At 66.2% G+C, this 24,033-nt stretch carries 21 protein-coding genes; 2 read left to right on the top strand and 19 right to left on the bottom strand.

From position 1 onward, the window contains the following. Positions 1–20: 20 nt before the first annotated feature. The 15 genes from AC5LXK_RS14490 to AC5LXK_RS14560 form a co-directional block, all read right to left on the bottom strand. A complete protein-coding gene (locus AC5LXK_RS14490) occupies positions 21–1,808 on the bottom strand; it encodes an acyl-CoA dehydrogenase C-terminal domain-containing protein (protein WP_493389433.1) in 1,788 nt (595 codons plus the stop codon). Positions 1,809–1,866: 58 nt separating this feature from the next. Beyond that, positions 1,867–2,466: a TetR/AcrR family transcriptional regulator gene (locus tag AC5LXK_RS14495; protein ID WP_114178027.1), complete on the bottom strand. Its 600-nt coding sequence runs from the start codon at positions 2,464–2,466 to the stop codon at positions 1,867–1,869. A 200-nt stretch (positions 2,467–2,666) separates the two neighbouring features. Next, complete coding sequence (clsB, locus tag AC5LXK_RS14500; RefSeq protein ID WP_493389434.1) at positions 2,667–3,941, bottom strand: cardiolipin synthase ClsB; 1,275 nt, start codon at positions 3,939–3,941, stop codon at positions 2,667–2,669. Beyond that, on the bottom strand, positions 3,938–4,432 hold the full coding sequence (gene nudB, locus AC5LXK_RS14505; protein ID WP_059233229.1) for a dihydroneopterin triphosphate diphosphatase: 495 nt from the start codon (positions 4,430–4,432) through the stop codon (positions 3,938–3,940). Before nudB ends, clsB begins: the two co-directional genes overlap by 4 nt. 160 nt (positions 4,433–4,592) lie before the next feature. Further along, positions 4,593–6,395, bottom strand: coding sequence for an aspartate--tRNA ligase (gene aspS / locus AC5LXK_RS14510; RefSeq protein WP_493389435.1), 1,803 nt, complete (start codon positions 6,393–6,395; stop codon positions 4,593–4,595). 67 nt (positions 6,396–6,462) lie between these two features. Then, complete coding sequence (locus AC5LXK_RS14515; RefSeq protein ID WP_040128152.1) at positions 6,463–7,113, bottom strand: DUF502 domain-containing protein; 651 nt, start codon at positions 7,111–7,113, stop codon at positions 6,463–6,465. A 61-nt stretch (positions 7,114–7,174) separates the two neighbouring features. Then, positions 7,175–7,525, bottom strand: coding sequence for an FmdB family zinc ribbon protein (locus tag AC5LXK_RS14520; RefSeq protein WP_493391227.1), 351 nt, complete (start codon positions 7,523–7,525; stop codon positions 7,175–7,177). 95 nt (positions 7,526–7,620) lie between these two features. Beyond that, positions 7,621–8,247 (bottom strand): class I SAM-dependent methyltransferase, encoded by a 627-nt coding sequence (locus AC5LXK_RS14525; protein WP_493389436.1) that lies wholly within the window; start codon positions 8,245–8,247, stop codon positions 7,621–7,623. Positions 8,248–8,264: 17 nt separating this feature from the next. Continuing rightward, a complete protein-coding gene (gene ubiB, locus AC5LXK_RS14530) occupies positions 8,265–9,842 on the bottom strand; it encodes a ubiquinone biosynthesis regulatory protein kinase UbiB (protein WP_493389437.1) in 1,578 nt (525 codons plus the stop codon). Between the two features lie 12 nt (positions 9,843–9,854). Beyond that, positions 9,855–10,481: a ubiquinone biosynthesis accessory factor UbiJ gene (locus AC5LXK_RS14535; RefSeq protein WP_493389438.1), complete on the bottom strand. Its 627-nt coding sequence runs from the start codon at positions 10,479–10,481 to the stop codon at positions 9,855–9,857. Positions 10,482–10,644: 163 nt separating this feature from the next. After that, positions 10,645–11,676, bottom strand: a complete 1,032-nt coding sequence (locus tag AC5LXK_RS14540; protein ID WP_493389439.1) for a Tim44 domain-containing protein — start codon at positions 11,674–11,676, stop codon at positions 10,645–10,647. Positions 11,677–11,717: 41 nt separating this feature from the next. After that, positions 11,718–12,449, bottom strand: a complete 732-nt coding sequence (gene ubiE / locus AC5LXK_RS14545) for a bifunctional demethylmenaquinone methyltransferase/2-methoxy-6-polyprenyl-1,4-benzoquinol methylase UbiE (RefSeq protein WP_493389440.1) — start codon at positions 12,447–12,449, stop codon at positions 11,718–11,720. A gap of 52 nt (positions 12,450–12,501) precedes the next feature. After that, the gene (locus AC5LXK_RS14550; RefSeq protein ID WP_493389441.1) at positions 12,502–12,915 is read right to left on the bottom strand and encodes a gamma-butyrobetaine hydroxylase family protein; all 414 of its coding nucleotides are present in this window, start codon (positions 12,913–12,915) and stop codon (positions 12,502–12,504) included. Continuing rightward, positions 12,912–13,355 carry an HIT family protein gene (locus AC5LXK_RS14555; protein WP_059465769.1) on the bottom strand — a complete coding sequence of 148 codons (444 nt, stop codon included), beginning with the start codon at positions 13,353–13,355 and terminating at the stop codon, positions 12,912–12,914. Before AC5LXK_RS14555 ends, AC5LXK_RS14550 begins: the two co-directional genes overlap by 4 nt. Positions 13,356–13,438: 83 nt before the next feature. Beyond that, on the bottom strand, positions 13,439–17,464 hold the full coding sequence (locus tag AC5LXK_RS14560; RefSeq protein ID WP_493389442.1) for a DUF3683 domain-containing protein: 4,026 nt from the start codon (positions 17,462–17,464) through the stop codon (positions 13,439–13,441). A gap of 575 nt (positions 17,465–18,039) precedes the next feature. Between AC5LXK_RS14560 and ilvA the strand changes: the two genes are divergently transcribed. After that, a complete protein-coding gene (gene ilvA / locus AC5LXK_RS14565) occupies positions 18,040–19,563 on the top strand; it encodes a threonine ammonia-lyase, biosynthetic (protein WP_493389443.1) in 1,524 nt (507 codons plus the stop codon). 11 nt (positions 19,564–19,574) lie between these two features. Continuing rightward, positions 19,575–20,399: an NADPH-dependent 7-cyano-7-deazaguanine reductase QueF gene (queF, locus tag AC5LXK_RS14570; RefSeq protein WP_493389444.1), complete on the top strand. Its 825-nt coding sequence runs from the start codon at positions 19,575–19,577 to the stop codon at positions 20,397–20,399. A gap of 61 nt (positions 20,400–20,460) precedes the next feature. On the opposite strand, the gene AC5LXK_RS14575 is transcribed toward queF, so the two are convergent. From AC5LXK_RS14575 to AC5LXK_RS14590, 4 genes are all read right to left on the bottom strand, one after another. After that, positions 20,461–20,880 carry a bleomycin resistance protein gene (locus AC5LXK_RS14575; protein ID WP_493389445.1) on the bottom strand — a complete coding sequence of 140 codons (420 nt, stop codon included), beginning with the start codon at positions 20,878–20,880 and terminating at the stop codon, positions 20,461–20,463. A 174-nt stretch (positions 20,881–21,054) separates the two neighbouring features. Further along, entirely contained in the window at positions 21,055–21,441 is a 387-nt protein-coding gene (locus AC5LXK_RS14580) for a RidA family protein (protein WP_493389446.1), read from the bottom strand. 78 nt (positions 21,442–21,519) lie between these two features. Next, positions 21,520–23,001: an N-acyl-D-amino-acid deacylase family protein gene (locus AC5LXK_RS14585; protein WP_493389448.1), complete on the bottom strand. Its 1,482-nt coding sequence runs from the start codon at positions 22,999–23,001 to the stop codon at positions 21,520–21,522. A gap of 2 nt (positions 23,002–23,003) precedes the next feature. After that, complete coding sequence (locus AC5LXK_RS14590; RefSeq protein WP_493389449.1) at positions 23,004–23,942, bottom strand: MurR/RpiR family transcriptional regulator; 939 nt, start codon at positions 23,940–23,942, stop codon at positions 23,004–23,006. Between the last annotated feature and the right edge of the window lie 91 nt (positions 23,943–24,033).

The following is a 24,033-nucleotide window of genomic DNA, read 5'->3' on the forward strand; positions in this document are numbered from 1 at the left end:
GCGCACCGCCCGGACTCGCATCAGAACAGCGATTCGTCGACTTCCATCATCGTCTTCGAACCGGCGCGCGCGGCGCGGATCGTCGACGCCGTTTCGGGCAGCAGACGCGCGAAGTAGAAGCGGGCCGTCGCGAGCTTCGACTTGTAGAACGGGTCGCCCGACGCTTCGTTGTCGAGGGCGAGGCGTGCCATGCGCGCCCAGAAGTACGAGAACACCAGGTGGCCGACGGTACGCAGGTACGGCACGGCGGCAGCACCGACTTCGTCGGGGTTCTGCATCGCCTTCATGCCGATTTCCATCGTCAGCTTCTGCACCTTGTCGCCGATGTCGGCGAGCGGGTTGATGAACTCGGCCATCTCCGGCTTCACGCCTTCGGCTTCCGCGAATTCCGTCACGAGCTTGCCGAACTTCTTCAGCTTCGCGCCCATGTCGCCGAGCACCTTGCGGCCCAGCAGGTCGAGCGACTGGATCGAGTTCGTGCCTTCGTAGATCATGTTGATCCGCGCGTCGCGCACGTACTGCTCCATGCCCCACTCGGAGATGAAGCCGTGGCCGCCGTAGATCTGCATCGCGTGGTTGGTCGACTCGAACGCGTTGTCGGTCAGGAACGCCTTGATGATCGGCGTGAGCAGCGCGACGAGGTCGGCCGATTCCTTGCGCACCGCTTCGTCACCATGCGACAGCTCCTTGTCGATCTGCAGCGCCGACCAGTACGTGAATGCGCGCGCGCCTTCGGCATAAGCCTTCTGCGTGAGCAGCATGCGGCGCACGTCCGGGTGCACGATGATCGGGTCGGCCGGCTTGTCCGGTGCCTTCGGGCCCGTCAGCGAACGCATCTGCAGGCGCTCCTTCGCATACGTGAGCGAGTTCTGGTACGCGACTTCCGTGAGGCCGAGGCCCTGCATGCCGACGCCGAGGCGCGCGGCATTCATCATCACGAACATCGCGTTCAAACCCTTGTTCGGCTCGCCGACCAGCCAGCCCTTCGCGCCGTCGAGGTTCATCACGCACGTCGAGTTGCCGTGGATGCCCATCTTGTGCTCGATCGAGCCGCACTTGATGCCGTTGCGCTCGCCCGGCTCGCCCGCTGCGTCGGGGATGAACTTCGGCACGATGAACAGCGAGATCCCCTTCGTGCCCTGCGGCGCTTCCGGCAGGCGCGCGAGCACGAGGTGGACGATGTTCTTCGACATGTCGTGCTCGCCGCTCGAGATGAAGATCTTCGTGCCGCTGATCGAGTACGAGTTGTCACCGTTCGGTTCGGCCTTGGTGCGCAGGATGCCGAGGTCGGTGCCGCAATGCGGCTCGGTCAGGCACATCGTGCCCGTCCATTCGCCCGACACGAGCTTCGGCAGGTATTGCTGCTGCAGTTCCGGCGCGCCGTGTGCGTGCAGGCATTCGTATGCGCCGTGCGACAGGCCCGGATACATCGTCCATGCCTGGTTCGCCGAGTTCAGCATTTCGTAGAGCGCGTTGTTCACGAACGCGGGCAGGCCCTGGCCGCCGTAGTCCGGATCGCAGCCGAGCGCCGGCCAGCCGGCCTCGACGTATTGCTGGTAGGCCTCCTTGAAGCCGGTCGGGGTCTTCACGACGCCGTCGCCTTCATACGTGCAGCCTTCGCGGTCGCCGACCTGGTTCAGCGGGAACAGTACCTCGGAGCAGAACTTGCCCGCTTCCTCGAGGACCTGGTTGATCGTGTCGGCGTCGAGGTCCGCATGCTTGGGCATTTGCTTGACTTCGGCTTCGACGTTCAGAAGCTCGTGCAACACGAATTGCATGTCGCGCAGCGGCGCGGCGTACTGTCCCATGACTCTCTCCAAAGGTGGGCAAAACGGCTCGAGCTCCTGGCGGGCGGGTCACGCGCCGCTAACGGCTCTCGCTCTGATACGAAACAATCGTCTTTTCCAGCGCGGCCCACGTGAGGCGCACGGCGTCCGGCGAATGCAGGAAGCGCGCGTCGTGATGCAGGCCGAGCGTGAAGCTGTACAACTCGAAGAGCATCAGGTCCGGATCGGTATCCGCACGCAGATGGCCTTCGTCTTTCGCCTGCGAAATGGCACGCAGCATCGCGGCACGCCAGGCCGTCACGCTCGCGATCAACTGCTCGCGCACGGGGCTGTCAGGCCGGTCGTCGTACTCGACGGCACCGCTGATGTAGATGCATCCCGTCGTCACCTCCTGGATGCGCTTCTCCGTCCAGCGGGCCAGCATCGCCCGGAGGCGCGGCAAGCCTCGCGGTTCGCGCAGGCTCGGAAAGAACACCTCGTTTTCGAAACGATGGTGATACTCGCGGACGACCTCGACCTGCAGGTCTTCACGCGATCCGAAGTGCGCGAACACACCGCTCTTGCTCATCTGCATGCGCTCGGCCAGCAGGCCGATCGTCAGCCCCTCCAGCCCGTCACGGCTGGCGAGGTCCAAAGCAGCTTCAAGTATCGCGGCACGCGTCTGTTCGCCTTTTCGCATAGCTATTTCTGTAACCGTTCGGGGGTTCGAATAAAATCGAACGGCCGTACTATTATTGAGTGCGGCCGCTCGCGAAACAAGGAAATTATTAGAAACCGGTGTCTAACCGAGCCGCTATTTTGCGCGATTCCGGCGGGACCGGAGCGGCTTTTCCGCACGAACGTGCGGACAGATTTTTTGAAGCGAATGCTTAGTCTGCGTCAGTCGTAACCGCCGACCGTCAGTGCCTTCATCACGAGACGATACGCGGTGTACGCGAGCCAGTTCAGCAGGCGCTCGATGCGCGGGCGCGCGGCGAAGCGCGCGGGGTCGATCTCCCGGCCATCGGCGAACGCGGCCGCGATCGCGTCGCGGAGTTCGTTCGTCACCTCATCGTAGCGCACCAGCACGACATTCGCTTCATTGTTCAGCATCAGGCTCAGCGCGTCCAGGTTCGACGAGCCGACCGTCGCCCAGTTGTCGTCGATCACGGCGACCTTGCCGTGCAGCATCGTCTTGTCGTATTCGGCGACGCGCACGCCTGCACGCAGCAGCGCATGGTAGAGGAACGGCACGGCCGTATCGAGCGCCGCGAACTCCTTGCGGCCGATCAGGATCCGCACGTCGACGCCTCGGCGTGCGGCGCCCGTCAGCGCACGCCGCAGCTTGCGGCCCGGCATGAAGTACGGATTCGCGAGCAGGATCCGCTGGCGCGCCTGGCCGATCGCCGCGAGATACGCCTTCTCGATCGCGCGACGGTTCACGACGTTGTCGCGCGCAACGAACGCGACGCTCGGCTCCGTCACGACCCTGAGTGCGCCGGCCTTGATCCACCGGTGGCTGCGCATCCAGCGCCGAAACATGTCCGGGAATGCTTCACCGCCGTGCAGACCGGCCGCGTATTGCGCATACGGCTTGTGGCCGAAACGGATCCGGTGCCACTGCAACTCGAACGCGGCGCGCACGTCGGACACCGCGGGCCCCGCCATCTCGACCGCGAAGTCCCAGCGCGGAAACGGCAGCGTCGTGCCGTTCTGCGCGTAGTCGTCGATGATGTTGATGCCGCCGCAGAACGCGGCCGCATGATCGATCACCGCGAGCTTGCGATGCGTGCGCGAGAAGCCGAAGCGGCCGAACAGGAAGCGGTTGTAGACGCAGTGCTCGACGCCGGCCTCGGCCCACGTATCGAACAGCGGCAGCCGCGCGGTGCCGATGCCGTCGGTGATCACGCGCACGCGTACGCCGCGCTGCGCCGCGCGGATCAGCGCATCCGACACCGGGCGCCCCGCCGCGTCGTCGCAGAAGATATAGGTTTCGAGCATCACCTGCTCGCGGGCTGCATCGATCCGCTCGATCAGCGCGTTGAAAAAAGCGCCGCCACCCTCGCACAGCCGCACGGTGTTGCCCGACGTGAACGCGAGCCGCGATGCGGAACCGCGTTCCTGCAGGAACATCTGCCGCAATTGCGCGAAGCGCTTGCGGGCCTCCGCCGTCATGCGGACGAGCCGTGCGGCGCGCGGGACAAGGCCACGCGCGCGGGCAGTTGCAGAATCGCCTCGGCGTTCGACGGCGAGAAGCAGCGTGCGGCCGCCTCGCGGAACGGCAGCCACGCATGGTCGACATGCTCGCGCGGCGACAGCGTCACGTCGACGCGACGCGGCACGCACAGGCCGAACCAGTGCTCGACGTTGCGCGTGACGCCCGGTGCGTAGCGGTGCAGGTATTGCGGATAGATCGTGTATTCGATCCGGTGGCGCCAGTCGACGAGCGCGGTGGCCGGCACGTCCGGCGTGCCGACGGCGATGCCGGTTTCCTCGACCACTTCGCGCGCGGCGGTGACCGCGAGCGGCTCGTCGAGCGCGTCCTTCGAGCCGGTGACCGACTGCCAGAAATCGGGCTGGTCGGCACGCTTGATCACGAGCACATCGAGGTCGGGCGTGTAGATCACGACGAGAACGGATTCGGGGATTTTCGGCGGCTTCGTCATCTTTGTTTCATGCGGCACAGGGCCATGCGCCGGCCATGTGCTCCGAACGTGCGGCAAGTGCTGCGACTGTACCGCAAAAAATGAAAAAGGCGCATCGCGGCGCCTTTTTCATCGGTGTCGTGTGCGCGTGACCGCACACACGACCGGGTGCGAAAACGCGTTACGCCTTCGGCTGCTCCGGCTGGCGCAGACGGATGTGCAGTTCGCGCAGCTGGCGCTCGTCGACCGGGCTCGGCGCCTGCGTGAGCAGATCCTGCGCACGTTGCGTCTTCGGGAACGCGATCACGTCGCGGATCGAATCGGCACCGGCCATCATCGTGACGATGCGGTCGAGACCGAACGCGATACCGCCGTGCGGCGGCGCGCCGTACTGCAGCGCGTCGAGCAGGAAGCCGAACTTCAGCTGGGCTTCTTCCGCACCGATCTTCAGCGCGCGGAACACCTTGCTCTGCACTTCCTCGCGATGGATACGCACCGAGCCGCCGCCGATTTCCCAGCCGTTCAGCACCATGTCGTACGCCTTCGCGAAGCAGCGGCCCGGGTCGGTCTCGAGGTACTCGAGGTGCTCGTCCTTCGGGCTCGTGAACGGGTGGTGTGCCGCGACGTAGCGTGCATCTTCGTCGTCGTATTCGAACATCGGGAAGTCGACGACCCACAGCGGCTTCCAGCCGGCCTGGACGAGGCCGTTCGCCTTGCCGAATTCCGAATGGCCGATCTTCAGGCGCAGTGCGCCGAGGCTGTCGTTGACGACCTTCGCGCGGTCGGCCGCAAAGAAGATGATGTCGCCGTCTTCAGCGCCGGTGCGCTCGAGGATCGCCGCGATCGATGCGTCGTGCAGGTTCTTGACGATCGGGCTTTGCAGGCCGTCGCGGCCCTTCGCCTTCTCGTTGACCTTGATCCAGGCGAGGCCCTTCGCGCCGTAGATGCGCACGAATTCCGTGTAGCTGTCGATGTCGCCGCGCGACAGTTCGCTGCCCTTCGGCACGCGCAGTGCCGCGACACGGCCGTCCTTCGCGTTGGCCGGCGTGCTGAACACCTTGAAGTCGACGTCCTTCATCGCGTCGGTCAGCTCGGTGAATTCGAGCTGCACGCGCAGGTCCGGCTTGTCCGAACCGAAACGCGCCATCGCTTCCGAGTACGGCATGACCGGGAAGGTCGCGTCGAGTTCGACGTCGATCGTCGTCTTGAAGATGTGACGGATCATGTCTTCGAACAGGTCACGGATTTCCTGTTCGCCGAGGAACGACGTTTCGCAGTCGATCTGCGTGAATTCCGGCTGACGGTCGGCGCGGAGGTCTTCGTCGCGGAAGCACTTGGTGATCTGGTAGTAACGGTCGAAGTTCGCGACCATCAGCAGCTGCTTGAACAGCTGCGGCGACTGCGGCAGCGCGAAGAACTGGCCCGCGTTCGTGCGCGACGGCACGAGGTAGTCACGCGCGCCTTCCGGCGTGCTCTTCGTCAGCATCGGCGTTTCGATGTCGATGAAGCCCTGCTCGTCGAGGTACTTGCGTGCCTCGATCGCGACGCGGTAGCGCAGGCGCAGGTTGTGCTGCATCTGCGGACGGCGCAGGTCGAGCACGCGGTGCGTGAGGCGCGTCGTTTCCGACAGGTTGTCGTCGTCGAGCTGGAACGGCGGCGTGACCGACGCGTTCAGCACGTTCAGTTCGTGGCACAGCACTTCGATCTTGCCGCTCTTCAGGCCGGCGTTGACCGTGCCTTCCGGACGGTTGCGCACGAGGCCCTTGATCTGCACGCAGAACTCGTTACGCACACCTTCGGCGGTCGCGAACATCTCGGCGCGATCCGGGTCGCACACCACCTGCACGAGGCCTTCACGATCGCGCAGGTCGATGAAGATCACACCGCCGTGATCGCGGCGGCGCTGCACCCAGCCGCACAGCGACACGGTTTGGCCCAGCAGGTGTTCGGTCACGAGACCGCAGTATTCAGTACGCATCGACATGATGTTTGCTTTCGTTCGGTTTGATCAACGGGCGCCGCGACGCGCGGCCCGGGCGATGATTCTTTACTTACAGCGGCGGCTCGACGGGGCGGCGGGCGGGCGCCGGTACCGGCGCCGGAGGCGCCACGACGCCCATCGAGACGATGTACTTGAGCGCGGCATCGACCGACATGTCGAGTTCGATGACTTCGCTCTTGGGCAGCATCAGGAAGAAACCCGACGTCGGGTTCGGCGTCGTGGGCACGTACACGCTCACGTACTCTTCCGTCAGATGATTGACCACGTCGCCGCCGGGCGCGCCGGTCAGAAACGCGATCGTATACGAGCCGCGGCGCGGGTATTCGATCAGCAGCGCCTTGCGGAACGCATTGCCGCTGCTCGACAGCAGCGTGTCCGACACCTGCTTGACGCTCGTGTAGATCGGCCCGACGACCGGGATGTGACGCACGACCGCGTTCCACCACGTGACGAGCTTCTGGCCGATGAAGTTCTGCGTCGCCAGCCCGACGACGAAGATGAACGCGAGCGTCAGCACCGCGCCGATCCCCGGCAGATGGAAGCCGAGCATCCGCTCGGGCTGCCACGATTCGGGCAGCAGGAGCAGCGTCTGGTCCATCGTGCCGATGATGAGGCCGAGCACCCACAGCGTGATCGCGAGCGGGACGAGAACCAGCAGGCCGGTCAGAAACACCGATTTCAGGGTCGTCTTTTTCATCATCTGCCGTCAATGAACCGCGCCGGCGGCGCGGGTTGGTCGCAGCCCGGCCGGGCTGCGACGGTCAACTGCTGGCGGCGGGCGCTGCGGCCGGTGCCGGCGCAGCGCTCGTCGTCGTGCTTTCGGAACTGCTCGCTGCGGCCGGCGCGGCCGCGGCGGGTGCGGCGTCCGCCGCAGATGCTGCCGGCGGCGCGTCGCCCGACGCCGACGCCGGTGCGCTGGTGCCGCCCGAACCGCCGCGGAAATCGGTGACATACCACCCCGAGCCCTTCAGCTGGAAGCCGGCGGCGGTAACCTGCTTGCGAAAGGCATCCTTCCCGCATTCAGGGCATTGCGACAGCGGCGCGTCGCTCATCTTCTGGAGCACGTCCTTCGCGAAACCGCACGCTTCGCATCGATAGGCGTAGATCGGCATGATATTTTTCCCGCAGAAACTGGAAACGGCTTGCAAAACCTTGAATTATAGCCGAAACCCTGGCGCGTTCCGGCAATGGCTGCGACGCCCGCGCATCAGCGGCGGCGCCACGTGAGCCAGCGCTCGTGCCCTTCGAACACGGCCAGCGAATCGGTCACCGGCAAATCCTCGATCAGTTCGAAGTGCGGCGCGAGCAACGCATCGAGTTCCGCACGCTCGATTCCGAACGGCGGCCCCTTCGGTTTCGCCATTAGGAAGAAATACCCGGCCAGCAATCCGTCCGCCGGCAGCAGCTCGGCCATGCGCGCCGCATAGCCGGCACGCATCGCCGGCGGCAGCGCGCACAGGAACGCGCGCTCGTACACCCACTGCACGTCGAACGGCGGCCGGTACGTAAAGAAATCGGCCTGCTCGACGACCTCCGCATGTGCGCCGAGCTGCGCCTTCGCGGCAGCCACCGCCTGCGCGGCGAAATCGATCGCACGCACGGGCCAGCCGGCCTGCGCGAGCCACCCGGCTTCCTGCGCGCTGCCGCAACCGGGAATCAGCACCGTGCACGGCTCGAGCCGATGCGCGAACACGCGAAAGCCTTCGGGCACGCCGCCGAATTCCCACGGCGTCACGCCGCGCTCGAAACGTTCGTCCCAGAACGATGCGTTGCCCGGGTCGCGCGTCGCGAAATCGGCGGCCGTCGGTGCGGCCGGTTGCTTCGGATCGGACATCGTCGTGCTCCTTGCGGTCAAGCGCCGTACGCGAGCGCGAGCAGCACGCGCGCGACGAGCGCCCCGACGCCGACGGCCAGGCCGAAGATCAGCAACGCCTGCAGCAGCCGGTTCGTCCGTTTCTGTTCGATGAGGATCTGACGCATCAGGTCCTCGCTCGCGGCGCGCGGCGCATCGTGGCGTGCCGCCATCGCGTGATGGATCAGGCGCGGCAGTTGCGGCAGCGTCTTGCTCCACTGCGGCGCCTCGACCTTGAAGCGCTCGTACCAGCCGCGCAGGCCGATCTGCTCGGTCATCCAGCGCTCGAGGTACGGCTTCGCGGTCTTCCACAGGTCGAGTTCGGGGTCGAGCGAGCGGCCGAGCCCTTCGACGTTCAGCATCGTCTTCTGCAACAGCACGAGCTGCGGCTGGATCTCGACGTTGAAGCGGCGCGACGTCGAGAACAGGCGCATCAGCACCTGGCCGAGCGAGATGTCCTTCAGCGCGCGGTCGAAATACGGCTCGCACACCGCACGGATCGCGCTTTCGAGCTCTTCCACCCGCGTTTCGGGCGGCACCCAGCCCGATTCCAGGTGCAGCGTCGCGACGCGGTGGTAGTCGCGTTTGAAAAACGCGAGGAAGTTCTGCGCGAGGTAGTTCTTGTCGAAATCGGACAGCGCGCCGACGATCCCGAAATCGAGCGCGATGTAGCGGCCGAACGTGTTCGGATCGAGGCTCACCTGGATGTTGCCGGGGTGCATGTCCGCATGGAAGAAACCGTCGCGGAACACCTGCGTGAAGAAGATCTCGACGCCTTCGCGCGCAAGCTTCTTGATGTCGACGCCGGCCGAGCGCAGCGTCTCGACCTGGCTGATCGGCACGCCGGTCATGCGCTCCATCACGAGCACCTGCGACGTCGAGAAATCCCAGAACATCTCGGGCACGAGCAGCAGGTCGAGGCCCGCGAAGTTGCGGCGCAACTGGCTGCCGTTGGCCGCTTCGCGCATCAGGTCGAGCTCGTCGTGCAGGTACTTGTCGAATTCGGCAACGACTTCACGCGGCTTCAGGCGGCGGCCGTCGGCCCACATGCGCTCGGTCCAGATGGCGATGTCGCGCATCAGCGCGAGATCGGAGTCGATCACGGACAGCATGTTCGGGCGCAGCACCTTCACCGCGACGGCCTTGCCCGCGTGCACGCCCTGCTTCAGCTTCGCGAAATGCACCTGCGCGATCGACGCGCTCGCGACCGGCTCGCGCTCGAATTCGTCGAACAGCTCGTCGACCGGCGCCCCGAGCGACTTCTCGATGATCGCGATCGCGACGGCGGATTCGAACGGCGGCACCTGGTCCTGCAGCTTCGCGAGTTCGTTCGCGAAATCGACCGACAGCAGGTCGCGGCGCGTCGACAACACCTGGCCGAACTTCACGAAGATCGGGCCGAGGCTTTCCAGCGCGTGACGCAGCCGCACGGCCGGCGGATCGGAATAGCGGCGGCCGATCGTCGTGATCCGCAGCAGCAGCTTCACGCGCCGGTCGTCGATCCGGGACAGCATCACTTCGTCGAGGCCAAAGCGGATGACGGTGTAGACAATCTTGATGAAACGGAAAATGCGCATGCCCTGCTGCCCTCAGTGCGCGCCGCGCGGGCCGGAGCCCGCGCGCGCGCCGATTTTTTGTTCGAGTCGCTCGACCCGCTTTTCGACCCGTGCGAGCGCATCGCGTGCGCGCGCCAGTTCGGCGTCGAAGCCGCCGAGCGACGTGCGCCGGACGACTTGCGGGTTCTCGTCGAGCCAGTATTCGGCGACGGAATCGAGCACGTTGCGGCCGGTGCGGCGCGCGCGGGCACCGGCATCGCGCACGACCGTCGCGATCCGGAATGCCGCCGCGTCGCCGACCAGCTTCGCGAGATCTTCTTCAGGTTCCCAGCGCAGGTGTTCGGCCAGCTTCGCGATCTGCGTCGCGAACTCCGCGTCGCCCTCGATCTTCACGTGCTTCATCACGGCCGCCTGGCCGCCCTGCAGGAACGCAGCGACCGTATCGCCGGCGAGCGCGATCGACACGTCGACCTGTTGCGCCTCGTGCGCGTCGACGGCCGACAGATAGCCGTCGGGCTGCACCAGCAGCGTGAGCGTAACGGGAGGCACGTCGATCCGGGCAGTCTTGCCCGCATAGGGAATCAGGCGGTCGCGCGCCCATGATTCGCGCGCGAGCAGGTGATTGACGGCAGCAGCAAAAGGCTTGGCGGCAAAGGTCATCGGGCTGGAAAAGAAAAAACCCGCGCAGGCCGGGCGCCCACGCGGGTTTCTATTGTAACGTCGGATCGTCGGCAGACCGCGCCTGACCGCACACCCGGGCGGCAAGCGGTCGCAGTGCGGCCGCCGTCGCCCGGGTGCCGGCGGCGCAGGCCGCCGGGCACGCTCAGTGCGTGTTGATCTGCTGGATGCCCGCGAGCAGCCAACCCTGACTGCCCGACTTCGACAGGTTCCACACCTCGTCGAACGGCGCGGCCGACGCACTTGCCGATTCGCGGATCAGGCCGTGGAAGCGTACGCTCGCCGACTGCTCGATGCCGCGATCCTCGATGGCAACCAGTTCCGCGTCGAGCTGCACGACATCGGTCTGGTTCGCGTCGTTGCCGCGCGAATCGAGGTCGATCTTGATCTCCGCGAACATTTCGGGCGTCGTGAACTCGCGGATGTCGGCCAGGTTGCCCTGGTCCCACGCCGCCTGCAGGCGCACGAAGTAGACCTTCCCGCTGCGCAGGAACGCTTCGGTGTCGAAGCCGGCCGGCACCTGGAGCGGCGCCGCAGCAGCCGCTGCCGCGCCGGCGGCCGCGGCACCGCCGCCGAACACGCCCTGCGCTTCGTTCGCATAGCTGCTGCCGCTGCCCGCATAGTTGCTGCCGGCATTGCTTTGCTGGAACGACGGGCTCTGCGAGTAGCCGCCCGACGACGACGCCGAGCCGCCGACCGAGTATGCCGGCTCCTGCGTGCGACGGCGGTTCATGAACTTGCGGATCAGCCAGATACCGACCATCGCGAGCAGCGCGATCACGATGACGTTCGCCATCATGCTCGCGAATGCGCCACCCAGGCCGAAGTGCGACAGCAGCGCCGCGATGCCGAGACCGGCCGCGAGGCCAGCGATCGGCCCGAGCCAGCGCGAGCGGTTCGGCTGCGCGGCCGGCGTGGGCGTGGCCGGGTTCGCACGCTGCGCCTGCGACGGCGCGGCCTGCTGCATCGGCTGCTGCGCAGGCGGCGTGGCCTGGCGCTGCGTGACGGTGGAATTCTGGCGGCCGATGCTGCGCCCGCCGCCCACGCGCTTGGCTTCGGCGTCGAGCGATGCGAACGTGCCGGCCGTGAGCAGGCCGACCATCAGCAACGTGCCGACCCGTCGAGCCCACGGCTTCGACGGCTTGCTACGGTTGAACAACGAACGCGTTTCGGACATCAGCTTCTCCAGATGTAAGGCGAATGTATGGAAAGAACCCCTTAGTACTTGGTTCCAAGGTGTAAAGCTACCACGCCACCTGACAAATTGTAATATTTGACGGCATCGAGGCCCGCTTGTTCCATCATCGTCTTCAGCGTGTCCTGATCGGGGTGCATCCGGATAGATTCAGCAAGATACCGGTAACTTTCAGCATCTTTCGCGAACTTGTCGCCAAGCCACGGTAATACTTTGAAAGAATACAGATCGTACGCTTTTTTCAGCGGATCCCATACTTTCGAGAATTCCAGCACCATCACGCGGCCGCCGGGCTTCGTCACGCGGCGCATCTCGGCCAGCGCGGCATCCTTGTGCGTCATGTTGCGCAACCCGAACGCGACCGTGACCACATCGAAGTAGTTGTCCGGAAAGGGAATTTTCTCGGCGTCGCACAGCAGCGACGGCGTCACGAACCCCTTGTCGAGCAGCCGGTCGCGGCCGACTCGCAGCATCGATTCGTTGATGTCCGTGTGCCACACCTCGCCCGTCGGCCCGGCCGCCTTCTTGAACGCCTTCGTCAGGTCGCCGGTGCCGGCCGCGATATCGAGCACCTTGAAACCGGGGCGCACGTTCGCCTGTGCGATCGTGAACGCCTTCCACGCGCGGTGCATGCCCGCCGACATCAGGTCGTTCATCAGATCGTAGTTGCTCGCGACCGAATGGAACACACCCGCCACTTTCTTCGCTTTCTCGTTTTCCTCGACGCTTTCGAAGCCGAAGTGGGTTTTGCTCATCGCGTTGATCCTCAGTAAATGGCAAGACGGCGCCGAGCGGGCGCCGTCGATTTCAGTGGCAGTGGCCGTGCGGCGCGGAGGCCGCCTGCATCGGTGCGTCGCGCTCGACGCCCGCCGCCTTCAGTTTGTCGAAATAGTCGCGCCACAGCGCGTCCTGCTGCGTCGCCAGCTCGTACAGCAGATCCCACGAGTAGATGCCGGTCGAATGACCGTCGGAGAACGTCGGCTGCAGCGCATAGTTGCCGACGCCTTCGAGCGCGGTGATCGTCACTTCGCGCTTGCCGGTCTGCAGCGTCTCCTGGCCGGGCCCGTGGCCGCGCACCTCGGCCGACGGCGAATAGACGCGCATCAGCTCGAACGGAATCCGGTAGCTGTCGCCGTTCGCGTACTGCAATTCGAGCACGCGCGACACCGCGTGCACGACGACGCCGGACGGAATCGGCGTCGTGGAAGTCAAACCGCTCATGGCTGCCTCGAATCGGTCATGCGTTGAATTTCCTCGCGCACCGCATTGTGCAGCAGCGAGGCCTGCGCGGCGCGCGAGCGCAACAGCGCCTCGGACACGCTGCGCTGGCGCGGCGCCCAGACGGGCTGCGGGAAATGGGCGTCGTTGGAAAAGCGCGGGATCACGTGCCAGTGCACGTGCGGCACCATGTTGCCGAGGCTCGCGAGATTCACCTTGTTCGGCTGCATCACGCGGCGCACGGCACGCTCGACCGCGTAGACCACGCGCATCAGGTGGGCCCGCTCGGGCTCGCCGAGATCGGAGAATTCGGCCACGTGTGCGCCCCAGATCACCCGGCAGAAGCCCGGATACTCGTGCTCGCCCGTCGCGAGGACGACGCGCAGCGCATCGTCCTGCCAGAGCACCTCGCCGCCGTCTTCACGGCAAAACACGCATTCCATCGTCGCTCCCATGTGGACAGGCGCCGGCATTGCTGCCGGCGCCCGCTCATTCCCGGCCCGGTCGGGCGGTCGTCATGCCCGCATTAGACCAGCACGCGCTCGATCCCGCCATTGTTCGCACGTGCGACATAATCGGCCATCCAGTTCTCGCCGAGCACCTGACGCGCAATTTCGACCACGATGTAGTCGGCTTCGAGGTTCGCGTCCTCGCTGTAGCGCGACAGGCCCTGCAGGCACGACGGGCAGCTCGTCAGGATCTTCACGTCCGGGCCGTTCGCGGCCGCGGCGGCCGGCGCCGGCGCATCGCCGGCCACGACCGGGATCGCGCGCAGCTTCTCGGCCCCCTTGCGGATCTCCTCTTCCTTGCGGAAGCGGACCTGCGTGGAGATGTCCGGGCGCGTGACCGCGAGCGTGCCCGATTCACCGCAGCAGCGCTCGTTCTTCTCGATCTTGTAGCCGTCCTTTTCCGAGCCCATCAGCTCGTTGACGAGCTTCACCGGGTCGATCGTCTTGATCGGCGTGTGGCACGGGTCGTGATACATGTAGCGCGTACCCGACACGCCGTCGAGCTTCATCCCCTTCTCGAGCAGGAACTCGTGGATGTCGATGATCCGGCAGCCCGGGAAGATCTTGTCGAATTCGTAGCCCGCGAGCTGGTCGTAGCAGGTGCCGCACGACACAACGACCGTCTTGATGTCGAGGTAGTTCAGCGTGTTCGCGACCCGGTGGAACAGCACGCGGTTGTCCGTGACGATCTTCTCGGCCTTGTCGTACTGGCCCGAGCCGCGCTGCGGATAGCCGCAGCACAGGTAGCCCGGCGGCAGCACCGTCTGCACGCCGGCCTCCCACAGCATCGCCTGCGTCGCGAGCCCGACCTGCGAGAACAGGCGCTCGGAGCCGCAGCCCGGGAAGTAGAACACCGCTTCCGAATCGACGGTCGTCGACTTCGGGTTGCGGATGATCGGCACGATCTTGTTGTCCTCGATGTCGAGCAGCGCGCGCGCCGTCTTCTTCGGCAGGTTGCCCGGCATCTTCTTGTTGACGAAGTGGATCACCTGCTCGACGACGGGCGGCTTGCCGGTCGTCGCGGGCGGGTGCTGCGTCTGCTTCGTCACGACCTTCTTCAGCATGTCGTTCGCAAAGCGCTGCACCTTGTAGCCGACCCCCATCATCACCGTGCGCGCGGCGTTGATCGTCTGCGGATTGGTCGCGTTCAGGAAGAACATGCCAGCCGCATTGCCGGCGTTGAACTTCTTCTTGCCCATCTTGCGCAACAGGTTGCGCATGTTCATCGTGACGTCGCCGAAGTCGATCTTCACCGGGCACGGCGTCGCGCACTTGTGGCACACCGTGCAGTGGTCGGCCACGTCGTTGAACTCGTCCCAGTGCTTGATCGACACGCCGCGGCGCGTCTGCTCCTCGTACAGGAACGCCTCGACCAGCAGCGACGTCGCGAGGATCTTGTTGCGCGGGCTGTACAGCAGGTTCGCGCGCGGCACGTGGGTCGCGCACACGGGCTTGCACTTGCCGCAGCGCAGGCAGTCCTTCACCGAATCGGCGATCGCGCCGATGTCGGACTGCTGCATGATCAGCGACTCGTAGCCCATCAGCCCGAAGCTGGGCGTATAGGCGTTGCGCAGATCGGCGCCGTCGAGCAGCTTGCCCTTGTTGAAGCGGCCGTTCGGGTCGACGCGCTGCTTGTACGCGCGGAATTCGGCGATCTCGTCGTCGGTCAGGAACTCGAGCTTCGTGATGCCGATCCCGTGCTCGCCGGAGATCACGCCGTCGAGCGAACGCGCAAGCTTCATGATGCGCGCGACCGCCGCATGTGCGTCCTGCAGCATCTCGTAGTTGTCGGAGTTGACCGGCAGGTTCGTGTGGACGTTACCGTCGCCCGCGTGCATGTGCAGCGCGACGAACACGCGGCCGCGCAGCACGCGCTTGTGGATCGCCTGCGCTTCGTCGAGGATCTGCTTGAACGCGCCGCCATTGAAGATCGCGCGCAGTTCAGCACGGATCTCCTGCTTCCACGAGATGCGGACCGTACGGTCCTGCGTGATGTGGAACACGGTCGCGCCCGGCTGCTCGTCCGCGCGATCCGCGAATTTCTCGGCGAGCGCTTCGTAGCCGAGCTGCACGAGGTAGTGCTGCGCCTCGCGCAGCGGCTGGTCGAGCCGGTCGCGCACGAATTCCCAGCGCGCACGCACGCGCTTGAGCAGCTCCAGCGCCTGCTGCACGCGATCTTCGAGCAGTTCGGCGCTCGGGATCTCGTTCGCGTCGTCGGTCTTGCCGAGCGGCAGGTTGCCGCCGCGGAAAAATACTTCGAGCGCGTCGACGAGCTGCAGCTTGTTCTTCAGCGACAGCTCGATGTTGATCCGCTCGATGCCGTCGGTGTACTCGCCCATCCGGTTCAGCGGGATGACGACGTCCTCGTTGATCTTGAACGCATTCGTGTGCTTCGCGATCGCGGCCGTGCGGCTGCGGTCGAGCCAGAAGCGCTTGCGCGCCTCCGCGCTGATCGCAACGAAGCCTTCGCCGCTCTTGCCGTTCGCCATCCGGATCACTTCGGACGTCGCGTGCGCGACCGCATCGGCATCGTCGCCGACGATGTCGCCGATCAGCACCATCTTGGGGAATGCGTTGCGCTTGCTCTTGGTCGCATAGCCGACCGCGCGCAGATAGCGCTCGTCGAGGTGCTCGAGGCCCGCGAGGATCGCGCCGCCCTGCTTCGACGTCTCGAACAGGTAATCCTTGATCTCGACGATGCTCGGGATCGCCTCGCGCGCCTGGCCGAAGAATTCGAGGCAGACGGTGCGCGTGTGCGCGGGCATCTTGTGCAGCACCCAGCGCGCGGACGTGATGAGCCCGTCGCAGCCTTCCTTCTGCACGCCCGGCAGGCCGGCCAGGAACTTGTCGGTCACGTCCTTGCCGAGCCCTTCCTTGCGGAACCGGCGGCCTTCGATCTCGAGCATCTCGCTCTTCAGCAGCTTCTCGCCCGGTGCATATGCGCCGTCGAACCACTTCAGCTCGAAGCGCGCGACCGCGATGTCGTGGATCTTGCCCTGGTTGTGCTCGTGGCGCGTGACTTCGAGCCAGTTGCCGTCCGGGTCGACCATCCGCCACCAGGCCAGGTTGTCGAGCGCGGTGCCCCACAGCACGGCCTTCTTGCCGCCCGCGTTCATCGCGACGTTGCCGCCGATGCACGATGCGTCGAGCGAGGTCGGATCGACCGCGAACACGTAGCCGGCCGCCTCGGCCGCTTCCGTCACGCGGCGCGTGACGACGCCCGCGCCGGAGAAGATCGTCGGCACCTTGTGCGCGACGCCCGGCAGTTCGGTCAGCTCGACCGCGCCGAGCTGCTCGAGCTTTTCGGTGTTGATGACAGCAGAGAACGGCGTGAGCGGCACCGCGCCGCCCGTATAGCCGGTGCCGCCGCCACGCGGGATCACGGTCAGGCCGAGCTCGAAGCACGCCTTGATCAGCGCCGCGATCTCGGCTTCGGTATCGGGCGTCAGCACGACGAACGGGTATTCGACGCGCCAGTCGGTCGCGTCGGTCACGTGCGACACGCGCGACAGCCCGTCGAAGCGGATGTTGTCCTTCTGCGTGCAGCGGCCGAGCGCCTTGGTCGCGCGGCGGCGCAGGTCGGCCATCTTCTCGAATTCGTCGGCGAACTCGTTGACCGCGCGCTGCGCGGCAATTTCGAGCATCTCGACGCGCGATGCGCGCTCGCGGCCCGCATCGTCGCGGTGCGCGGTGAGATCCGCGCTGCGGCGCTTGCCGATTTCGGTCAGGCGGTGGTTCAGCGCCTCGATCAGCAGCGCGCGGCGCTTCGGGTTGTCGAGCAGGTCGTCCTGCAGGTACGGGTTGCGACGCACGACCCAGATGTCGCCGAGCACTTCATACAGCATCCGTGCCGAGCGACCCGTACGGCGCTCGGCACGCAGTTCGTCGAGCACCGACCACGCCTCTTCGCCGAGCAGGCGGATCACGATCTCGCGATCCGAGAAGGACGTGTAGTTGTAGGGAATCTCGCGCAAGCGGGGCGCGGGGTCGGCGGCGACGGCAGCAGCCGCGCCATGCGGATCGAAAACTTGTGGTGCGTTCATGTTCGGACGACTCGGAGGGCCGATACACCGTGCACGGGCGTCGGCAAGCGCGTGGGCGCAATCTTGGGGAAATCTGTTCTGTTACCAGGCGCGCGGCTGTCCTTCATGGGGCCGGAGCGGGCGACTCGCCCCTCCTGGCCGGCGACAGGGCCTGGCGGCACTCGGAACGATCAGCACGATCGCGCGCGGCGCGCATGCCGTTCGGCCGCGGGGCTGGCTGCGCGCGGCGTCGGCTTCAACGGTGCGATCCGAGGGTGCCTCTGCATCTTCCGATCCTTGATTCAAAACGGAATTCTAACCCATGATCGGGCCATCCGTGACACGCCGGACAGGTCGTGGGGCTATCGCCGCGAGCCGCGCCGGACGGGGTTCGGCGCGGTTTCGTGCGATCATTCGCCGCCCGTCCGGTCGGTAACCGTACGGTTAAGCCGGTAAAAAAGGGACGTTCCGCGCCGCGAACGCACGCGCCGCACGGCTCCGCGACCGCTCGCCCGGCATGCCGCTTGCATGCGGGCGGACCCTTGGCGCTATCATTGATCCTTTACCGTCAGCATCCGCACTGCACGCGAGCGTCCATGGCATCCCACGATTACCTGAAGAAAATCCTCACCGCGCGCGTCTACGACGTCGCGATCGAGACGGAACTCGAACCCGCCCGCAACCTGTCGGCCCGGCTGCGCAATGCCGTCTACCTGAAGCGCGAGGACAACCAGCCGGTGTTCTCGTTCAAGCTGCGCGGCGCGTACAACAAGATGGCGCACATTCCGGCGGACGCGCTCGCGCGCGGCGTGATTACGGCATCGGCCGGCAACCACGCGCAGGGTGTCGCATTTTCGGCGGCCCGGATGGGCATCAAGGCCGTGATCGTCGTGCCGGTCACGACGCCGCAGGTGAAGGTCGACGCGGTGCGCACGCACGGCGGGCCGAGCGTCGAGGTGATCCAGGCGGGCGAATCGTACAGCGATGCGTATGCGCACGCGGTCAAGGTGCAGCAGGAGCGCGACCTCACGTTCGTCCACCCGTTCGACGATCCGTACGTGATCGCCGGCCAGGGCACGATCGCGATGGAGATCCTGCGCCAGCACCAGGGCCCGATCCACGCGATCTTCGTGCCGATCGGCGGCGGCGGGCTCGCGTCCGGTGTCGCCGCGTACGTGAAGGCCGTGCGCCCGGAGATCAAGGTCATTGGCGTGCAGGCCGAGGATTCGTGCGCGATGGCGCAATCGCTGGATGCCGGCGAGCGCATCGAGCTGAGCGAAGTGGGCCTGTTCGCGGACGGCACGGCGGTGAAGCTCGTCGGCGAGGAAACCTTCCGGCTGTGCCGCGAATTCCTCGACGGCGTCGTGACGGTCAACACCGATGCACTGTGCGCGGCGATCAAGGACGTGTTCCAGGACACGCGCAGCGTGCTCGAACCGTCCGGCGCGCTCGCGGTGGCCGGCTCGAAGCTGTACGCGGAACGCGAAGGGATCGAGAACCAGACGCTCGTCGCGGTCACCTCCGGCGCGAACATGAACTTCGACCGGATGCGCTTCGTGGCCGAGCGCGCGGAAGTGGGTGAAGCGCGCGAAGCGGTGTTCGCGGTCACGATCCCGGAGGAACGCGGCAGCTTCAAGCGCTTCTGCTCGCTCGTCGGCGACCGCAACGTCACCGAGTTCAACTACCGGATTGCCGATGCGCAATCCGCGCACATCTTCGTCGGCGTGCAGATCAAGCGCCGCGGCGAATCGGCGGAGATCGCCGCGAACTTCGAGTCGCACGGCTTCAAGAGCGTCGACCTGACGCACGACGAGCTGTCGAAGGAACACATCCGCTACATGGTCGGCGGCCGCTCGCCGCTCGCGCTCGACGAACGCCTGTTCCGCTTCGAATTCCCGGAGCGCCCGGGCGCGCTGATGAAGTTCCTGTCGTCGATGGCCCCGGACTGGAACATCAGCCTGTTCCACTACCGCAACCAGGGCGCGGACTACAGCTCGATCCTCGTCGGGCTGCAGGTGCCGCAGGCCGATCGCGCCGAATTCGAACGCTTCCTCGCGGCACTCGGTTATCCGTATGTCGAAGAGAGCGCCAACCCGGCTTACCGTCTCTTCCTGTCGTAAGGCATCACACGATGAATCCCGAACATTCCCCGCTCGGCAAGGCGACCGTCTACGCGGCGCAGTACGACGCGTCGCTGCTGTTCCCGATCCCGCGCGCCGGCGCGCGCGAGCAGCTCGGCATCACGTCGGCGCTGCCGTTCTTCGGCACCGATATCTGGAACGCGTACGAGCTGTCGTGGCTCAACGCGCGCGGCAAGCCGCAGGTCGCGGTCGCGACGTTCTACGTGCCGGCCGAATCGCCGGCCATCGTCGAATCGAAGTCGTTCAAGCTGTATCTCGGCTCGTTCGCGCAGTCGAAGTTCGACTCGATCGACGCGGTGCGCGACGTGCTGAAGCGCGACGTGTCGGCCGCGTGCGGCGCGACCGTGTCGGTGCAGCTCGTGTCGGCGCACGATTTCGGCAAGCTCGAGATGGAAGAGCTCGACGGGCTGTCGCTCGACCGGCTCGACCTCGACACCGACATCTACGAACCCGATCCGTCGCTGCTGTCGGCCGCCGAAAACGCAGCACCGGTCGAGGAGACGCTCGTGTCCGACCTGCTGCGCTCGAACTGCCCGGTCACGGGCCAGCCCGACTGGGGCAGCGTGCAGATCCACTACGTCGGGCCGCAGATCGACCACGCGGGCCTGCTGCGTTACATCATCTCGTTCCGCAATCACACGGGGTTTCACGAGCAGTGCGTCGAGCGGATCTTCCTCGACATCATGCACGCGTGCAAACCGGTGAAGCTGGCGGTGTATGCGCGCTATACGCGCCGCGGCGGGCTCGACATCAACCCGTTCCGCACCAACTACAACCAGCCGATGCCGGACAACGCGCGGACTGCGCGGCAGTAACGACCTCCTATCCCGACGTTGAGGCGTCGGGTTGCAGGCATCCCGGGCGGACGGCACGGGATCAGCCCTGCAGCGGCCGCGCAGGGAGGATCTCCACCAGCCGCAGCAGGTAGCCGTCGGGGTCCTGCACCAGCATCTCGACCTGGCCATGCTCGATGTCGTCCTCCCGATACCAGGACGTGCGCGGCTCGACGAACAGCGCCACGCCGGCGGCGCGGATCCGGCCGAGGATGGGGTCGAGCGAATCGACCTCGATCTGCAGATTGATCCCCCGCCCGAACGGCGGCGTCAGCGGCCCCGTCAGCCAACTCTCGGGGCCCTGCTGCTCGAGCATCAGTTGAGCGCCCCCAATCTCGAGATACGCGAAGCCGTCTTCGGGACGCTCGAAGCGAATCCGGCATCCCAGCACGTCACGATAGAAGCGCACGCTTGCCGAAAAATTCGAGCAGATCAGCTCCGGCACCAGGGCAGCCCATTCCATGTTTTCCCTCTCGGTAAAGTCATGCGGCACGTTACACGAAAGGGCGGGATGCGTTGCGTCAGTTGCGGTCATGCGGCACGGCCCGGCCCTTCAAGCCAGGCCCAGCACATAAAAAAAGGGCCCTGCGCACATGAATGCGCAGGGCCCGTCGCGTATCGACTCGCCGTCGGCGCGTTACTTCGCCGGCGCCTTGTACGCGATGCAGTCGACCTCGACCTTGCAGTCGATGACCATGCTCGACTGCACGCACGCGCGTGCCGGCGGATGCTCGCCGAAGTACGACACGAACACCCTGTTGAACGACGCGAAATCGCGTGCGTCGTCGAGCCACACGCCGCAGCGCACGACGTGCTCGAGACCGTAGCCGGCTTCCTTCAGGATCGCGATCACGTTCTCGATCGTCTGCTTCGACTGCGTGACGATGCCGCCTTCGACGACCTCGCCGTTCACCATCGGCGTCTGGCCCGACACGTACAGCCAGCCGTCGGCCTCGACCGCACGCGCGAACGGCATCACCTGGCCACCCGTCCCCTTCGCTTCGCCCACGCCATATCGCTTCATCGTTTCACTCCTCACATTTCGGTTGCGGATGCGCGCGCCGGCAACGGCACGCGCGGAAGATCGGAACAACTGCCGCGCTCAGAACGCGGCGTCGGCACTCGCCGCCACGCGCTCGCCGCGCGCGACGAAACCGCCGGCACGCTCGCCGGTCGGCTGGCCGTTTTCGTAGGTCAGTACGCCGTTCACCCACACGGCATCGATCCCGTGCGCGGGCTGCTGCGGCTTCTCGAACGTCGCGGCATCGATCACGCGCGCCGGATCGAACAGCACGAGATCGGCGTGATAGCCGACGTGCACTTCGCCGCGCTTCGCGATCCCGTAGCGGCGCGCGGACAGCGACGTCATCTTGCGGATCGCTTCCTCGAGCGGCAGCAGGTTCGTGTCGCGCACGTAATGGCCGAGCACGCGCGGGAACGCGCCCCACAGCCGCGGATGCGGCAGCGGATCGTTCGGCAGGCCGTCGGAGCCGACCATCGTCGCGGGGTGTGACAGGATCCGGCGCACGTCGTCCTCGGACATGTTGTGGTACACGGCGCCGGCCGGGCGAATGCGCTGTGCGGCTTCCTGCTCGGTCACGCCCCAGTCGGCCGCGATCGCCTTCAGCAGCTTGCCCGCGACTTCCGGGTGCGGCTCCGACCACGTGATCGTGATGTCGATGTCGCCCGTCACCTGCTTCAGGTCGAGCGTCGACGAACTGCGGCTGTACGGATAGCAGTCGCAGCCGACCGGCTGGTAGCGGCGCGCGCCTTCGAGCGACGCGAGCACTTCGGTGCTGCGCCCCCAGTTCGACGGGCCCGCGCATTTCAGGTGCGAAATCACGACCGGCACCTGCGCATGGCGGCCGACGCGATACGCCTCGTCCATCGCGTCGAGGATCGCATCGAATTCGGTGCGCATGTGCGTCGTGTACAGCGCGCCCGCTTTCGCGAGCGGCTCGGCGAGCGCCATCACTTCCTCGGTCGGCGCAGCAAACGCGGAACCGTACGCGAGGCCCGACGACAGGCCGAGCGCGCCGTTCGCGAGCGCCTCCTCGAGCTGCACGCGCATCCCGGCGATCTCCGCGTCGGTCGCCGCGCGGTCGAGGCGGTCCATCTGGTTGTTGCGCAGCGCCGTGTGGCCCACGAGCGCCGCGACGTTCACGGCCGGATGCGCATCATTCACGGCCGCGACGTAATCGGCGAAAGTCGGGTACTGGAACGCGCCGCGCTCGCCGAGCAGGTTCATCGGGTCGGGCGGATCGCCGGCGAGCGTCACCGGCGACGCACTGATCCCGCAGTTGCCGACGATCACGGTCGTCACGCCCTGCGAGATCTTCGGAATCATTTCCGGCGCGCGGATCACGTGCGTGTCGTCGTGCGTGTGCACGTCGACGAAGCCCGGCGCGAGCGCGCGGCCATTCGCGTCGACGACGTTCTCGGCCAGCCAGTTCGACAGGTTGCCGATCGCCGCGACCAGGCCGTTGCGGATCGCGACGTCGCGCGTGACGGGCGGTGCGCCGGTGCCGTCGTACAGCTGCGCGCCGACGATCAGCGTATCGGCCGCTTCGGGATGCGAATGCATGGTCAGTCTCCTACCGGTTGACGGTCTCCGCCGCCGCGGTGCGCGTCGAGCGCGTGCTTGATACGGCGCAGCGATTCCCGGCCCGCATCGCCGAGCCGCAATGCGACTCCGGTGACGAGCACGTCGATCGCCATCATCATCGCGTAGCGCGATGTCGAAGGCTTGTAGATGAAATCGGTTTCGAACGCGACGACCGGGATCAGGTGGTCGGCGAGCTTCGCGAGCGGCGACGCCGGCGCGGTGATCGCGATCAGCTTCGCGCCGTAGCGCTTCGCGAGCCGGCAGCTCTCGAGCAGTTCGGGCACGCGCCCGCTCACCGACAGCGCGACGACGACGGTGTCGCGCGACAACGTCGCGGCCACCATCCGCTGCAGCACGCTGTCCTGATAACTCGCGACCGGCCGGCCGAAGCGCACGAGCCGGAAGCGCAGCTCGTCGGCGAGCGCGGTCGAGCCGCCGCCCTGCCCGTACACGTAGGTCATCTTCGCATCGGCGAGCAGGTCGGCCGCTTCCTCGAACGACGTGTTGCGCAGCAGCTGGTGGTTGTGCGCGAGCGCCACGCGAATCTCGTCGTAGACCATCGACGCAGGGCTCGCGTCGTCGGCCGGCGCGTCGTCGGACGGCACCAGGAAGCGCTGGCCGACGGCCGCCGCCTGCGCGACGAGCACTTTCAGTTCACGCACGTCGCGGCAGCCGACGGCCTTCGCGAAACGCGTGACGGTCGCGACGCTGACCTCCGCATCGCGCGCGAGTGCGCCGATGCTCGCATGGGCGGCGCGCGCCAGATCGGCAAGGATGAACGCGGCGACCTTGCGCTCGGCTTCGCGCAGCTCGGGCGCGCATTCGGCGATCCGCGCGACGATGTCGAGGACCGGCGGAGCGGCCTGAGCCGGCTGGGGCTGGGCCGCGAGCGGAGTGGACGGGGATGCGGGCGTATTCATCTGCGGATAAAGGTATGAAGCTTGATGTTACTAAATAACATCACCGCGCCGATGCTACTTTCTGTACCATCGGCGTGTCAACTTCGGTGCA

Source organism: Burkholderia pulmonis (genome assembly GCF_984667975.1).

What these genes read in the sequence shown, in the direction of transcription:
- AC5LXK_RS14560 (WP_493389442.1), bottom strand. Translation starts at nt 17,464, where the DNA reads ATGAACGCACCACAAGTTTTCGATCCGCATGGCGCGGCTGCTGCCGTC.
- aspS (WP_493389435.1), bottom strand. Translation starts at nt 6,395, where the DNA reads ATGTCGATGCGTACTGAATACTGCGGTCTCGTGACCGAACACCTGCTG.
- AC5LXK_RS14490 (WP_493389433.1), bottom strand. Translation starts at nt 1,808, where the DNA reads ATGGGACAGTACGCCGCGCCGCTGCGCGACATGCAATTCGTGTTGCAC.
- queF (WP_493389444.1), top strand. Translation starts at nt 19,575, where the DNA reads ATGAATCCCGAACATTCCCCGCTCGGCAAGGCGACCGTCTACGCGGCG.
- ubiE (WP_493389440.1), bottom strand. Translation starts at nt 12,449, where the DNA reads ATGAGCAAAACCCACTTCGGCTTCGAAAGCGTCGAGGAAAACGAGAAA.
- AC5LXK_RS14515 (WP_040128152.1), bottom strand. Translation starts at nt 7,113, where the DNA reads ATGATGAAAAAGACGACCCTGAAATCGGTGTTTCTGACCGGCCTGCTG.
- AC5LXK_RS14575 (WP_493389445.1), bottom strand. Translation starts at nt 20,880, where the DNA reads ATGGAATGGGCTGCCCTGGTGCCGGAGCTGATCTGCTCGAATTTTTCG.
- AC5LXK_RS14535 (WP_493389438.1), bottom strand. Translation starts at nt 10,481, where the DNA reads ATGACCTTTGCCGCCAAGCCTTTTGCTGCTGCCGTCAATCACCTGCTC.
- AC5LXK_RS14590 (WP_493389449.1), bottom strand. Translation starts at nt 23,942, where the DNA reads ATGAATACGCCCGCATCCCCGTCCACTCCGCTCGCGGCCCAGCCCCAG.
- clsB (WP_493389434.1), bottom strand. Translation starts at nt 3,941, where the DNA reads ATGACGGCGGAGGCCCGCAAGCGCTTCGCGCAATTGCGGCAGATGTTC.
- ubiB (WP_493389437.1), bottom strand. Translation starts at nt 9,842, where the DNA reads ATGCGCATTTTCCGTTTCATCAAGATTGTCTACACCGTCATCCGCTTT.
- ilvA (WP_493389443.1), top strand. Translation starts at nt 18,040, where the DNA reads ATGGCATCCCACGATTACCTGAAGAAAATCCTCACCGCGCGCGTCTAC.
- AC5LXK_RS14555 (WP_059465769.1), bottom strand. Translation starts at nt 13,355, where the DNA reads ATGGAATGCGTGTTTTGCCGTGAAGACGGCGGCGAGGTGCTCTGGCAG.
- AC5LXK_RS14540 (WP_493389439.1), bottom strand. Translation starts at nt 11,676, where the DNA reads ATGTCCGAAACGCGTTCGTTGTTCAACCGTAGCAAGCCGTCGAAGCCG.
- AC5LXK_RS14585 (WP_493389448.1), bottom strand. Translation starts at nt 23,001, where the DNA reads ATGCATTCGCATCCCGAAGCGGCCGATACGCTGATCGTCGGCGCGCAG.
- AC5LXK_RS14550 (WP_493389441.1), bottom strand. Translation starts at nt 12,915, where the DNA reads ATGAGCGGTTTGACTTCCACGACGCCGATTCCGTCCGGCGTCGTCGTG.
- AC5LXK_RS14580 (WP_493389446.1), bottom strand. Translation starts at nt 21,441, where the DNA reads ATGAAGCGATATGGCGTGGGCGAAGCGAAGGGGACGGGTGGCCAGGTG.
- AC5LXK_RS14495 (WP_114178027.1), bottom strand. Translation starts at nt 2,466, where the DNA reads ATGCGAAAAGGCGAACAGACGCGTGCCGCGATACTTGAAGCTGCTTTG.
- AC5LXK_RS14525 (WP_493389436.1), bottom strand. Translation starts at nt 8,247, where the DNA reads ATGTCCGATCCGAAGCAACCGGCCGCACCGACGGCCGCCGATTTCGCG.
- AC5LXK_RS14520 (WP_493391227.1), bottom strand. Translation starts at nt 7,525, where the DNA reads ATGCCGATCTACGCCTATCGATGCGAAGCGTGCGGTTTCGCGAAGGAC.
- nudB (WP_059233229.1), bottom strand. Translation starts at nt 4,432, where the DNA reads ATGACGAAGCCGCCGAAAATCCCCGAATCCGTTCTCGTCGTGATCTAC.